This window comes from Lichenicola sp. (assembly GCF_965198575.1).
In the GTDB taxonomy this organism is placed as follows: Bacteria; Pseudomonadota; Alphaproteobacteria; order Acetobacterales; family Acetobacteraceae; genus Lichenicola.
This window is the reverse complement of record NZ_OZ240671.1, coordinates 603,821-617,546: the sequence shown is the minus strand read 5'-3', so window position 1 is coordinate 617,546 and position 13,726 is coordinate 603,821. Positions and strand designations below refer to the sequence as shown.

Below are 13,726 nucleotides of genomic sequence, written 5' to 3'. Positions count from 1 at the left end.
CCAGGCAGCGCGTGCGTCGCATCACGCTGGCTTGTGGGCGGCCCGGGCGTGCTAGCGTTTCTGGTTATAGACGTCGATGCAGACGGCGCCGAGCAGCACCAAGCCCTTGAGCACCTGCTGGTAGTCGATGCCGATGCCCAGGATCGACATGCCGTTGTTCATCACGCCCATGATGAACGCGCCGATCACCGCACCGGCCACCTTGCCGACGCCGCCATAGGCGGAGGCGCCACCGATATAGCAGGCGGCGATGACGTCGAGCTCGAAGCCCTGGCCGGCCTTCGGCGTCGCGGTGTTGAGGCGGGCCGCGAACACCAGCCCGGCGAGGGCCGCCAGCATGCCCATGTTGACGAAGGTGAGGAAGGTCAGCCGCTCGGTCTTGATGCCGGACAGCTTGGCTGCGCGCACGTTGCCGCCGACCGCATAGATCTGCCGGCCGATCGTGGTGCGGGCGGTCAGGAAGGCGTAGATCGCGATCAGGATCATCATGATCACGAGCACGTTGGGCAGCCCGCGATGCGAGGCGATCAGTGTCGTGAGATAGACCATGACGCCGAACAGCACGGCGTTCTTGATGGTGAACAGCACGGTCGGCTCGACATCCATGCCGTGCCGCTTCTGCCGCGTCCGCGTGCGGGTCTGCATATAGACCAGGCCCAGTGCGATGATCACGCCGATCAGCACCGAGGTCGGGTAATGGCGGCCGGTGTTCGGCAGGATCTCCGGGATGAAGCCCGATGACAGCTTCTGGAAGATCAGCGAGAACGGCCCGACCGACTGGCCCTGCAGCAACGCCAGCGCCAGGCCCTTGAACACAAGCATTCCGGCCAACGTGACGATGAAGGACGGGATCTTGAAATAGGCGATCCAGTAGCCTTGCGCGGCACCGATCAACCCGCCCAAGGCGAGGCACAGGATCGTCGCCGGGATGAAGTTCAGGTGGTAGTTCACCATCATCACGGCCGCCGCGGCGCCGACGAAACCGGCGACCGAGCCCACCGACAGGTCGATATGGCCGGACACGATGACCAGCAGCATGCCCAGCGCCATGATGACGATGTAGCTGTTCTGCAGCACCAGGTTGGTGAGGTTGAGCGGCCGCAGCAGGGTGCCGCCGGTCATGAACTCGAAGAACAGCATGATCGCGAACAGCGACATCAGCATGCCGTAGTCGCGCAGGTTGTTCTTCAGGAACCCCAGATGCCCGTGGACACCGCTGCCGGATCCGGGCGCCACTCCCGTCGGGGTGCCGGGCAGGGCGCCGGCCGCAATCTCCGGCGCGACGACGTTGTCGCTCATTCCATCCTCCCGTTGCGCATGATCGAGCGCATGATCTTTTCCTGTGTGGCCTCGGCGGCGGAGAACTCACCGACGAAACGGCCTTCGTTCATGACGCAGATGCGGTCGCAGACGCCGAGCAGCTCGGGCATTTCCGACGAGATGAACACCACGGCTTTTCCGGCGTCCGCCAGTTCCTGGATGATGCAGTAGATCTCGTACTTGGCGCCGACATCGATACCTCGGGTCGGCTCGTCCAGGATCAGCACCTCCGGACCGGTGAACAGCCATTTCGACAGCACCACCTTCTGCTGGTTGCCGCCGGACAGCTTGCCGGTCTCCTGGTACACGCTCGAGGAGCGGATCCGCATGCGGGCGCGGTAGTCGTTCGCCACCTTGAGCTCGGCGATGTCGTCGATGACGGTGCCATGCGAGACGCCGTCCAGGTTCGACAGGGTGACGTTCTTGCGGATGTCCTCGGCAAGCAGCAGCCCGAGCGCCTTGCGGTCCTCGGTGACGTAGGCGAGGCCGGCCTCGATCGCGCGGCTGACCGTGGAGAGGTCGCGCTCGCGTCCGTTCAGGGTCGCGCGGCCGGTGATCTTGCGGCCGTACGAACGGCCGAACAGGCTCATCGCGAACTCGGTGCGACCGGCGCCCATCAGCCCGGCGATGCCGACGATCTCGCCGCGGCGGACCTCGAAATCGACGTTGCGGATCACCTGCCGCTCGGCATGGATCGGGTGATACACCGACCAGTTCTCGACCTTCAGCATGACCTCGCCGACGGCGGGCGTGTGGGTCGGATAGCGGTGCTCGAGGTCGCGATCGACCATCTTGCGGATGATCCGGTCCTCCTCGACGGCGTGGCCGCGGCTGTCGATGGTGTCGACCGAGCGGCCGTCGCGCAGCACCGTGATGCGGTCGGCGACGCGCGAGACCTCGTTCAGCTTGTGCGAGATCAGCACCGACGAGATGCCCTGCTCGCGGAACTCGACCAGCAGGTCGAGCAGGGCGGCGCTGTCGGTCTCGTTCAGGCTGGCGGTGGGCTCGTCGAGGATCAGCAGCTTGACGTCCTTGGACAGCGCCTTGGCGATCTCGACCAGCTGCTGCTTGCCGACGCCAATATTGGTGACGAGCGTATCGGGGCTTTCGTTCAGCCCGACCTTTGCAAGCAGCTCGCGCGACCGGCGCCAGACCTCGTCGCGATCGATCACGCCGTATTTCGATGGGGGTGCGGAGAGGAAGATGTTCTCGGCGATCGAGAGCAGCGGGATCAGCGCCAATTCCTGGTGGATGATGATGATGCCGAGGGCTTCGGAATCGTTGATGTCGCGGAAATGCCGCTCGACGCCGTCATACAGGATCTGGCCGTCATAGCTGCCGAACGGATGCACGCCGCTCAGCACCTTCATCAGCGTCGATTTTCCGGCACCGTTCTCGCCGCACAACGCGTGGATCTCGCCGTGCTCCACGGAGAGGCTGACGTCGCTCAGCGCCTTCACGCCGGTGAAGTTCTTGCTGATGCCACGCATCTCGAGAATGGCGTTCATCGTTTGGCCTACCAATGGTCCGTCCGGCAGCATGGGCTGCCGGACGGAGTTCGTCTGTCAGTTGAGCTGGGCTTGCGTGTAGTAGCCGCTCTTCACCAGCACGTCGTCGACGTTGTTCTTCTCGACGACGACCGGCTTGAGCAGATAGGACGGCACCACCTTGACGCCGTTATTGTAGCTGGTGGTGTCGTTGGTGACGACCGGCTTGCCGCTCATCATCGCATCCACCATGTCGACGGTCACTTTCGCCAGCAGGCGGGTATCCTTGAAGATCGAGGAAAACTGCTCGCCGGCGATGATCGCCTTGATCGACGGAATTTCGCAATCCTGCCCGCTGACCAGCGCCATCTTGGTATCGCCGCTGCCGTAGCCTACGCCCTTCAGCGACGAGATGATGCCGATCGAGATACCGTCATACGGCGACAGCACCGCGTCGAGATGCTTGTCGGTGTAATAGGCGCTCAGGATGTTGTCCATGCGGGCCTGGGCGGTGGCGCCGTCCCAGCGCAGGGTCGACACCTTGTCCATTCCCATCTGGCCGCTGCGGACCACGAGCTTCCCGCTATCGAGATACGGCTTCAGCACCGACAACGCGCCATTATAGAAGAAATACGCGTTGTTGTCGTCGGGCGAGCCGCCGAACAGCTCGATGTTGAAAGGACCCTTGCCGGATGCCAGGCCAAGCCCGTCGACCAGCGACTGCGCCTGCAGCACGCCGACCTTGAAGTTGTCGAACGTGGCATAATAATCGACGTTCGGGGTGCCGCGGATCAGCCGGTCATAGGCGATGATCTTGACGCCGCGGGCGGCTGCCTGCTTCAGCACGTCGGACAGGGTGGTGCCGTCGATCGAGGCGATCACGAGAACCTTGTCACCCTTGGTCACCATGTTCTCGACCTGCGAGAGCTGGTTGGGGATGTCGTCATCCGCGTACTGCAGGTCCGTCGTGTAGCCGTGCGCCTTCAGCTGCTTCACGATATTGTCGCCGTCGGCAATCCAGCGTGCCGAGGATTTCGTCGGCATCGCAATGCCGACCGCGCCCTTGTCCTGTGCATGGGCAGCGCCACCGCCGAAACCGGCCGTCGCTACGCTCAGTGCCAGCACCGAGACCATCGTGTTGAAGAGTTTCATGTTTCGCTCCCTGTGTTGTTGCGATCGCATGGTCGTTGCCAAACCGATCGTAGTCAATTGCGCCCGTCGCTCGGGTCCCGCGGCTTAGTGGTTGTCCCGCGGGAGTCCCTTGTTCTGGGCGATACGCTGGTATCCGACGGCCGGCTCGAGCACGGCACCGTCCTCGAGTTGGCTGACCATGCCACGCTGGATCTCCTGCCAGGGGGTCTGGTGCGCCGGATAAACGTAGCCGCCGGCGGCGTTCAGCGCCAGCCGACGCGCGCCGAGCTCGTCCTCGCTCAGCAGCATGTCGGCGGTGCCGCGCTTCAGGTCGATCCGCACCCGATCGCCGGTCCGCAGCAGCGCCAGGCCACCACCGGCGGCGGCCTCCGGCGATGCGTTCAGGATCGAGGGTGAGGCCGACGTGCCGGATTGCCGTCCGTCGCCGACACAGGCGAGGGCGGTGATGCCGGCACTGATGAGGTAGTCGGGTGCCCGCATGTTCACCACCTCGGCTGCACCCGGATAACCGATCGGGCCGGCACCGCGCATGAACAGCACGGTGTGCTCGTCGATGGCAAGGGCAGGGTCGTCGATGCGCGCGTGGTAGTCCTCGGGCCCGTCAAACACCACGGCGCGGCCCTCGAAGGCGTCCGGATCGTCGGGGTTGGACAGATAGCGTTCGCGGAACTCGGTGGAAATCACGCTGAGCTTCATGATCGCCGACGAGAACAAGTTGCCGCGCAGCACCCGGAAACCGGCGTGGGTTTTCAGCGGACGGTCGAACGGGCGGATCACCGCCTCGTTCTCGATCACCGTGTCGCGACAATTCTCGCCGATGCTGCGGCCATTCACCGTCATTGCGTGTTCGGCGATCAGCCCTTGTCCCATCAGCTGGTTCACCACCGCCGGCACGCCGCCGGCATGGTAGTAATCCTCGCCGAGATACTCCCCGGCCGGCTGCAGGTTGACCAGCAGCGGGATCATTTCTCCGAACGTCTGCCAATCCTCGATCGACAACTCGACGCCCATGTGACGCGCCAGCGCGTTCAGGTGGATCGGCGCGTTGGTCGACCCGCCGATCGCGCTGTTGACCCGGATCGCATTGATGAAGGCGTCGCGCGTCATGATGTCGGACGGCTTCAGGTCCTCGCGCACCATGTCGACGATGCGCAGGCCGGTGCGGTACGAGATTTCCTGGCGGTCGCGATACGGCGCCGGGATCGCTGCCGAGCCGGGCAGCTGCATGCCGAGCGCTTCTGCCAGCGAGTTCATCGTCGTCGCCGTGCCCATCGTGTTGCAGTAGCCTGTCGACGGTGCGGACGAGGCCACCAGCTTCACGAAACCCGCCTGGTCGATGGCGCCGGTGGCGAGCAACTCGCGCGCCTTCCAGATGATGGTGCCGGATCCGGTGCGCTCGCCGCGAAACCAGCCATTCAGCATCGGCCCGACCGACAGCGCGATCGCCGGGATATTCACCGTCGCCGCCGCCATCAGGCAGGCGGGCGTGGTCTTGTCGCAGCCGATGGTCAGCACGACACCGTCGAGCGGATAGCCGTACAGGATCTCCACCAGCCCGAGATAGGCCAGGTTGCGATCGAGCCCGGCAGTCGGCCGCTTGCCGGTTTCCTGGATCGGATGCACCGGAAACTCGATGGCGATCCCGCCGGCCTCGCGGATGCCCTCGCGCACGCGGGCGGCGAGTTCGATATGGTGCCGGTTGCACGGCGACAGATCCGAACCGGTCTGGGCGATGCCGATGATCGGCCGGCCGCTCTGCAGCTCCTCAAGGCTCAGCCCGAAATTCATGTAGCGCTCGAGATACAGCGCCGTCATGTCGATATTGTCGGGGTTGTCGAACCAGGCCTGCGAGCGCAGCCGGCGCGGGGTCGAGGGCGTGCTGTGGCTGGTCATCAGGCGGCCGAGAAACGGTAGATCGAGTGGTGCGAATAGGCCTCGCCGGGCTCGAGCACGGCGCTGCCGAAATCCGGCCGGTTCGGCGTGTCCGGCCATACCTGCGGTTCCAGGCACAGCGCGTCGGATTGCCGATATTGCCAACCGCCCTTGCCGGTTGCGGTGCCGTCGAGATAGTTGCCCGAGTACACCTGCAAGCCTGGCCGGTCGGTGAACAGTTCCATGATCCGTCCGCTACGCGGCGATTCCACCCGTGCGGCGAACCGAACGCCGGCCGCGTCGCTCAGGCAGAAATTATGGTCGTAGCCGTGGCCGTTATGCAGCTGGCTGTGCGGCTCGCGGATCCGCGCGCCGATTTTGCGCGGCTCGCGAAAATCGAACGGCGTATCGTCGACCGGCATCGGTGGCTGCAGCAGTGGAATCGCGTTCGGGTCGATGGCGAGGTACGCGCCGGCATCCACGGTCAGCAGATCACCGAGAATGTCGCCGCCGCCGAGCACGCCGCCCAGGTTGAGATAGCTGTGGTTGGTGAGGGAAACGACCGTGGTGCGATCGGTGGTGGCTGCAAACTCCATCGACAGCACGCCGCGGCCGGTCAACGCGTAGGTGACGCTCGCCTCGACCGTTCCCGGAAAGCCGTTCTCGCCGTGCGGGCTGGTGTGCGTCAGCGTCACCGACGGGTGCGGCGCGTCGCTGATCGAGGCGACATTCCAGACATGCTGGTCGAACCCGGTGGCACCGCCATGCAGCGCATGCACGCCGTCATTTGCAGGCACCACCACAGTCTCGCCGGCGAGTTCGAAACGGCCACCGGCGATGCGGTTGGCATAGCGCCCGATGGTCGCGCCGAAAAATCGCCGCGTCGCGACATACGAGGCCAGATCATCATGACCGAGTACGACGTCGCCCATCGTGCCGTTCCAGTCCGGCACCTCGAGCGCCTGCAATGTGGCGCCCCAGGTCAGGATGGTGGCGTCGATACCATCACCGGAAAGGCGGATCGCCTCGACCGGCCTGCCATCCGGAAGCGTGCCGAACGGGGTGCGGGTGATGCTCATGCCGGGTTCCAGTCGAATGGTGCCACGGTGCGCCGGCGTCCGAGCATGAAGGCGTCCGCGACATGCGCCAGCGGCGAGATGTCGACGTCGCTCTCGCCGCGCCCGACCAGCGAAACGAATTGCCGGTACAGGCCGCGATATTCCGCCTCGTGCGCGTCCAGCATGACGCGGCCGTTATGCGTCATGAGCTTGCCGCCGCCGGACAGGGTGAGCATGCCGTTATCGGTGTCGACATGGATGTCCCAGCTCTGCGGGCCGGTCTGCAGGAAATCGAGCTCGGCGCGGATCGGCGTGCCGATGGTGTCGGTAAATGACAATTCCGCCGCCACCGGCTGATCACGGTTCGAGGGAACGTCGAGCGTCGCTGATTCGAGCGCGAACGGCCGCGGCAGGATGCGCGTGACGATCGAGAGCGCATTGATCGCCGGGTCGAACACGCCGAAGCCGCCCGGCTCCCAGATCCAGTCCTGGCCCGGATGCCAATGCCGCACATCCTCTTTCCACTGGACCAGCACCGACCGGATCGTCCGCTCGGCCAGCCACTTGCGCGCCGGCTCGACCGCGGGCGCATACCGTGAATGCCAGGTTGCGAACAGCGTCACCCCGGCCTGTTCGGCCAGCGCCGCGAGCGGCGGGATCTCGCTGGTGCTGGCACCGGGCGGCTTCTCGATCATCACGTGCTTGCCTGCAGCGATGGCAGCAGCGACCTGTGCGCGACGACCCTGCGGCGGGGTGCAGAGCGAGATCGCGTCGACCTCCACGTCGGAGGCGAGCAGCGCGTCGATCGTCGGGAAACACGCGACCCCCTCGAGCGTCGCATTACGGCTCGCCACCGCGACCAGCTCGATATCGTCGGTCAGCGCGATCGCCGGCAGATGCTGGTCGCGTGCGATCTTGCCGAGACCGACCAGGCCGAGCCGGATGGGTTTGGCTTTGGTGTCGGACATGGCTCAGGCCGCTCCCGTCGTGGCATCGGCCGGCTTGCCGTCGACCAGGCGGCGAAGCTGCAGCGGGTTGGCGTGCTTCACCGCGTCCGGCAGCAGCGCGTCGGGCAGGTCCTGGTAGCAGACCGGGCGCAGGAACCGTGCGATCGCCAGCGTGCCGACCGAGGTCGAGCGGCCATCCGAGGTGGCGGGGAAGGGGCCGCCATGCACCATCGCGTCGCTGACCTCGACGCCGGTCGGCCAGCCATTGGCGAGAATGCGGCCGGCCTTTTCCTCCAGCACCGGCAGCAGCGTGCGCGCGATCTCGATGTCGCCTGCATCCATCTGCAACGTCGCGGTCAGCTGGCCCTCGAGCCCGGCCGCCGCCGCGTGCATTTCCGCCTCCGTGTCGCAACGGACGACCAGCGACGAGGCGCCGAACACCTCGTTCGAGAGCCCGTGATTCGACAGGAAAGACTGTGCGTCGACATGGAACAGCGAGGCCTGGCAGCCATACGCACCCTGGCCGGCCGGCCCACGGGCCAGCAGCCTGGCCCCTGCCGTCTGCAGTTCGTCGAGGCTGTGCGCGTAGGCGCTGTGGATGCCGGGCGTCAGCATGGTGGCGGCCGGCACCTCGGCAATCGCCGCCTTCGCCGCATCGATGAAGCGGTCGAGCGCCGGGCCGTTCACGCCGATCACCAGGCCCGGATTGGTGCAGAACTGCCCCGCCCCCATCACCAGCGATCCGATGAAGGCCTTCCCCAGCGCCTCGGCACGAGCCTCCAGCGCATGCGGCAGCAGGAACACCGGATTGACGCTGCTCATCTCGGCATAGACCGGGATCGGCACCGGCCGCTCGGCGGCGATCCGCACCAGGGCCAATCCGCCGGCACGCGACCCGGTGAAGCCGACCGCCTTGACCCGCGGCTCGGCAACGAGTGCGAAGCCCAGCGCGTGCGTGGTGCCGGTCAGCAGCGAGAAGACGCCCTCCGGCAGCCCCGCCTCGCTCACCGCCTGGCGGATCACCCGGCCGATCAGCTCCGACGTGCCCGGATGCGCCGGATGCCCCTTGACGATCACCGGGCAACCCGCCGCCAGCGCCGAGGTGGTGTCGCCGCCGGCCACCGAGAAGGCCAGCGGGAAATTGCTGGCACCGAATACCGCAACCGGACCGAGCGGGACCTGGCGCTGGCGCAGATCCGAGCGCGGCAGCGGCGTGCGCTCCGGCATCGCGTTGTCGATCCGAACGCCCATCCAGTCGCCGTCCCGCAGCACCCGCGCGAACAGCCTGAGCTGGCTTATGGTGCGGCCGCGCTCACCCTCGATACGGGCCCGCGGCAGCCCGGTTTCGGCACACGCACGCTCCACCAGCGCGTCGCCGAGCCCGGCGATCCCGGTGGCGATGGCTTCCAGCAGGGCGGCACGCTGCTCGGCCGATGCCGCGCGGAACACCGGGAACGCCGCCGCCGCGAGCGAGGCCGCCGCCGTCACGTCGGTGGGGCCGGCTTCCATGAACGACGGCTCGAGCGGCTCGCCGCGGGCCGGATCGATGGCACTGAAGCGCTGGGCCCCGAGGCTGTCACGGTTGCCGATCAGCAGCGCGCCTGTGATGTTCATGATGCGGTCCTCAAGTTCAGTGGTCGGGGCGGGATGGTCGGTTCCACTCACCGCCCCCAGCGTAGCACCAGCGGGTCGACCCGGCGCGCGGTCTCGATCAGGCCGGCCCGGGTTGCCGGATGCAGCGGCAGCAGCGGATGACGTACCCGCTCGGACGCGATCACCCCACCCTCCTGCATCAGCACCTTCGCCGCCAGCAGCCCGCATTGACGGTTCTCGTAATTGATCAGCGGCAGCCAGCGATCGTATGCATCCTGCGCCGCATCCCGCTGCCCTGCGAAAAAGGCGTCGGTGATCTGGCGGATGCCGTCCGGATATGCGCCGCCGGTCATCGCTCCGGTGGCGCCGGCATCCAGGTCGGCCATCAGGGTGATGGCTTCCTCGCCGTCCCACGGCCCCTCGATCGCCTCGCCGCCGAGCGCGATCAGCGCGCGCAGCTTGGCCGCCGCCATCGGCACCTCGATCTTGAAATAGGCCAGGTTCTCGATCTCGCGGGCCATGCGTGCCAGCAGCTCGACCGAAAGCGGCGTCCCGGCAACCGGCGCGTCCTGCACCATGACCGGGATATCGATCGCGTCCGACACCGCCTGGAAGAATCCGCGAATGGCGATCTCCGGAACCCGGAAGGTGGCGCCGTGATAAGGCGGCATCACCATCACCATGGCCGCACCGGCATCCTGCGCGCGACGCGAGCGGGCGGCACAGATATCGGTGCCGAAATGCGTCGTGGTGACGATCACCGGCACCCGCCCGGCGACATGCTCGAGCACGGTATCCATGACCTGCTCGCGCTCGTCGTCGGTCAGCACGAACTGCTCGGAGAAATTCGCGAGGATGCAGATGCCGTGCGAGCCGGCATCGATCATGAAATCGATCGCGCGCTTCTGGCCCTCGAGATCGAGCACGCCGCGTTCGTCGAAGATCGTTGGCGCCACCGGAAAGACGCCGGAATAACGACGCCGCGCCGCTTGCAGACTCGCACTCACTGGTGCGCCATCCGGGTTGTCGCAGGTTTCATGCGGCTGACTTCCTCGCGATGGACGATGCCGAGGCCGGCGGTGACGGCGCCATGCCGGCGCAATCCGTTCTCGATCACCGTGCGCATCGCCACCGACGCGGCGGCACTGTCGCCGGCGGTGATCGCCTCGATGATGCGGCCATGATCGACGATGGTGGCGTCGCGCTCGATCTCGTCGACCGGTGCGCTCAGGATGAACGAGGCCCGCAACGCCGCCTCGATCACGGCACCGATGGAACGCATGAACGGGTTGGCCGATGCGGTGGCGACCGCCAGGTGCAGTGCCAGGTCGGCCTCGGCAAACCCATCCATGTTGTGGGCGACGCCGCGCATCCGCGTCAGGCTGCGGTTCAGCTCGGCCAGGTCGTGGTCGGTGCGGCGAAGCGCTGCCAATGCGGCTGCATGCGGCTCGACCGCCAGCCTGATATCGGCGAGGTCGCGCAGGAAGCGCCGGTCGACGCCGGCATCCAGATGCCACGCCAGCACGTCCGGGTCGAACATGTTCCACGCCGACGCGGCGCACACCACCGTGCCGATGCGCGTTGTGGTGGTCAGCAGCCCCTTCGCCACCAGCGTCTTCACACTTTCCCTGAGCACCGGCCGCGAGATCGCGAACAGCAGCGTCAGCTCGGCGTCACCGGGAAGCTTGGCGCCTTCTGCATAACGGCCGGAAATGATGTCGATGCCGATGGTGCGGGCGACGTCGGCGTGGTTGGAGCGCGCCCGTCCGGCGGGGATCACCACCAGGCTGGCACCATCGCGATCGGCACGCGCGGATTTCGCCGTCATGAACAGGGGCGATGCGCCGTCGGTCACGAGAAACCCGTCCCCCGACCCTGCTCCCGAACCTGTCGCATGTGCCCTCCCGGCTGCCAGGCTGACGGTTCTGCGACCGCTGTTGCCGCCGGGCGAGCCGACTTATGCCGGAGCCGCCCCGGGCTGCATAGTCATATTATATCGGCGAAGAACCGGCCGATGCGCGTGCAGGCCTCGCGCAGGGTTGCCTCCTCGACCGCGAAGCATAGCCTGAGGCAACCCTCGCCGACCGGCCCGAAGGCACGGCCTGGTGCCAGTCCGACGCGCGCCTCCCGCAGCAGCGTCTTGGCTAGTTCCAGGCTGTCCACCGGCCCACCAGGCCCATCGACCGCGAAAAACGAATACATCGCGCCGTCCGGCCGCGGCACGGTGATGCCCGGGATCGCGCCCAGCAGTTCGGTCGCCAGGTCGCGGCGGGCCCGGTAGCGGGCCAGGGTGGCGGCGATGAACGGCTCGCCCTGCTCGATGGCGGCGATGCCGGCATGCTGGATGAAGGCCGGCGCGCAGGAGGTATTGAACTCGTTCAGCTTGCCGAGGGCCGGCATCAAGGCGAGGGGTGCGGTGATCCAGCCGAGCCGCCAGCCGGTCATCGCCCAGCTTTTCGAGAACGAGTTGATCGCGATGATGCGGTCGCCGGGCTCGGCCAGCTCCAGGAACGACGGTGCGGCTGCCTGGTCGAACACCACGCGCTCATAGACGTCGTCGGCCAGGATCCAGATCCCGTGGCGCCGGCAATGCTGCAGCAGCACCTCCTGCTCGGCACGGGTCAGCATCCAGCCGGTCGGGTTGGCGGGTGCGTTCAGCAGGACCATGCGGGTGTCGGGGGTGAGGGCGGCCAGCAGCTCGTCGAGGTCGATCCGCCAGCGCCCGGCCTCGAGACGCAAGGCCACCGGCGTCACCTCGGCGCCCACCACCGTGGGAATGCCGGACAGGTTCGGCCAGTGCGGCGTCGTCAGCACCACCCGGTCTCCGGGCGAGAGCAGCGTCTGGCACGCCAGCAGGATCGCGTTGACCCCGGACGAGGTGACGCAGATCTGCCCCGCATCCGACCGCCGCCCGAGCCCGCGCTGGTAGGCGGCGATCGTTTCGCGCAGTTCCGGGATGCCGTAATTGGATACGTAGAAGGTGCGGCCCTCGTCGAGCGCCCGCTTCGCCGCCTCGCGGATGAAGTCCGGGGTGACGGTATCCGGCTCGCCGAACCAGAGCGGGATCACGTCCGCCAGGCCCATGCCTTCCTGCGCCACTTCGCGGATCAGCGAACCGGGCAGCGCTTCCATGCTGGGTCGGGCCAGGGTGTCGAAAGCGGTCATCGTCATCTCCGGATCGCGCGCGCAGTGGTTCCCGGGTTCCGCCACCGACGTCAAGTCTGCCGCCCGGATGGCAGCGTTGACACGCGCCGGCGGGGGGCCAACATGCGCGGCCATCCGAGCCCAGGCCGGTATCGAACCTTGGAAGACCCGATCGTGAGCGCTGCGGCACCAGGCCCATCCCCGACGCTGATCGCCATCGATTGGGGCACCTCGTCGATGCGCGCCTACCTGATGGGCGGTGGGGGCCAGGTGCTCGATCGCCGGTCGGGGCCGTGGGGCATCATGCAGGTGGGGCGCGACGGGTTCGCCGACCGGCTGGCGACGGCGACCGACGGCTGGCACGAGCAGGGAACAGGCGGGCGATTGCCGGTGCTGGTATCCGGCATGATCGGCAGCGTGCAGGGCTGGCGGGAGGCGCCGTATGTGCGGTGTCCCGCCGGTCTCGCCGAGATTGCCGCCGGCCTGACGACACCGGACCACGACGTGCCGATGGCGATCGTGCCGGGCGTGCTGCAGGACGATGACATTCCCGGCGTGATGCGTGGCGAGGAAACCCAGATTTTCGGCGCGCTCGAGAGCTTTGCCGACTGGCGTGAAGGCGCGCGCATCGTGCTGCCCGGCACCCATTCGAAATGGGTGGATATCGCGGGAGGCCGGATATCCGGGTTCGCCACCTTCATGACCGGAGAGTTGTATGCCGTGCTCAGGCAGCACTCGATCCTCGGCCGGTTCGTGCCGGAGGGTGCCGCTGTCGCCGATGGCGCGCACGAGGCGTTCCGGCGCGGCGTCGACATGATGCGCGACACCGCCACGACGCCCGGGCTCGGCATCACCTCGCTGCTGTTCACCGCACGCTCGATGGTGCTGACCAAACGGCTGGCACCCGAGCAGAGCCTGGACTACCTGTCCGGATTGCTGATCGGCGAGGAGCTGCGCCAAGCCCTGTCGCGATCCGGCAACGCGCCGATCGTGCTGATCGGCGATGCCGGGCTTTGCGAGAAGTATCGCGCTGCACTGGGGCGTTTCGATGCGGTCGCCACCGTGATCGAGGATGCGGCCCCCGCCGGATTGTGGCGCATCGCGCAGTCCGCCGGATTGATCGGTGGCGCGGCCGCACATGCCTGAACCCAGG

The 13,726-nt window shown here is 67.0% G+C and carries 11 protein-coding genes; 1 reads left to right on the top strand and 10 read right to left on the bottom strand.

The window, feature by feature from the left end; all coding sequences use genetic code 11:
* Window positions 1-51: 51 nt before the first annotated feature.
* From mmsB to ACOEQ2_RS02970, 10 genes are all read right to left on the bottom strand, one after another.
* Window positions 52-1,299 (bottom strand): multiple monosaccharide ABC transporter permease, encoded by a 1,248-nt coding sequence (mmsB, locus tag ACOEQ2_RS03015; RefSeq protein ID WP_419729909.1) that lies wholly within the window; start codon window positions 1,297-1,299, stop codon window positions 52-54.
* Window positions 1,296-2,828, bottom strand: coding sequence for a multiple monosaccharide ABC transporter ATP-binding protein (mmsA, locus tag ACOEQ2_RS03010; RefSeq protein ID WP_419729908.1), 1,533 nt, complete (start codon window positions 2,826-2,828; stop codon window positions 1,296-1,298). Before mmsA ends, mmsB begins: the two co-directional genes overlap by 4 nt.
* 57 nt (window positions 2,829-2,885) lie before the next feature.
* On the bottom strand, window positions 2,886-3,959 hold the full coding sequence (gene chvE, locus ACOEQ2_RS03005; RefSeq protein WP_419729907.1) for a multiple monosaccharide ABC transporter substrate-binding protein: 1,074 nt from the start codon (window positions 3,957-3,959) through the stop codon (window positions 2,886-2,888).
* Between the two features lie 84 nt (window positions 3,960-4,043).
* A complete protein-coding gene (locus tag ACOEQ2_RS03000; protein WP_419729906.1) occupies window positions 4,044-5,852 on the bottom strand; it encodes an IlvD/Edd family dehydratase in 1,809 nt (602 codons plus the stop codon).
* Window positions 5,852-6,910: an aldose epimerase family protein gene (locus ACOEQ2_RS02995; RefSeq protein WP_419729905.1), complete on the bottom strand. Its 1,059-nt coding sequence runs from the start codon at window positions 6,908-6,910 to the stop codon at window positions 5,852-5,854. The genes ACOEQ2_RS03000 and ACOEQ2_RS02995 overlap by 1 nt, the downstream gene beginning before the upstream one ends.
* Window positions 6,907-7,857, bottom strand: a complete 951-nt coding sequence (locus ACOEQ2_RS02990) for a Gfo/Idh/MocA family protein (protein WP_419729904.1) — start codon at window positions 7,855-7,857, stop codon at window positions 6,907-6,909. Before ACOEQ2_RS02990 ends, ACOEQ2_RS02995 begins: the two co-directional genes overlap by 4 nt.
* A 3-nt stretch (window positions 7,858-7,860) precedes the next feature.
* Window positions 7,861-9,450, bottom strand: coding sequence for an aldehyde dehydrogenase (NADP(+)) (locus tag ACOEQ2_RS02985; RefSeq protein ID WP_419729903.1), 1,590 nt, complete (start codon window positions 9,448-9,450; stop codon window positions 7,861-7,863).
* Between the two features lie 47 nt (window positions 9,451-9,497).
* Window positions 9,498-10,436: a dihydrodipicolinate synthase family protein gene (locus ACOEQ2_RS02980; protein ID WP_419729902.1), complete on the bottom strand. Its 939-nt coding sequence runs from the start codon at window positions 10,434-10,436 to the stop codon at window positions 9,498-9,500.
* On the bottom strand, window positions 10,433-11,284 hold the full coding sequence (locus ACOEQ2_RS02975) for a FadR/GntR family transcriptional regulator (RefSeq protein ID WP_419729901.1): 852 nt from the start codon (window positions 11,282-11,284) through the stop codon (window positions 10,433-10,435). The genes ACOEQ2_RS02980 and ACOEQ2_RS02975 overlap by 4 nt, the downstream gene beginning before the upstream one ends.
* Before the next feature lie 131 nt (window positions 11,285-11,415).
* Complete coding sequence (locus ACOEQ2_RS02970; RefSeq protein WP_419729900.1) at window positions 11,416-12,594, bottom strand: pyridoxal phosphate-dependent aminotransferase; 1,179 nt, start codon at window positions 12,592-12,594, stop codon at window positions 11,416-11,418.
* A 153-nt stretch (window positions 12,595-12,747) separates the two neighbouring features.
* Between ACOEQ2_RS02970 and ACOEQ2_RS02965 the strand changes: the two genes are divergently transcribed.
* Window positions 12,748-13,719 (top strand): 2-dehydro-3-deoxygalactonokinase, encoded by a 972-nt coding sequence (locus ACOEQ2_RS02965; RefSeq protein ID WP_419729899.1) that lies wholly within the window; start codon window positions 12,748-12,750, stop codon window positions 13,717-13,719.
* Window positions 13,720-13,726: the final 7 nt, after the last annotated feature.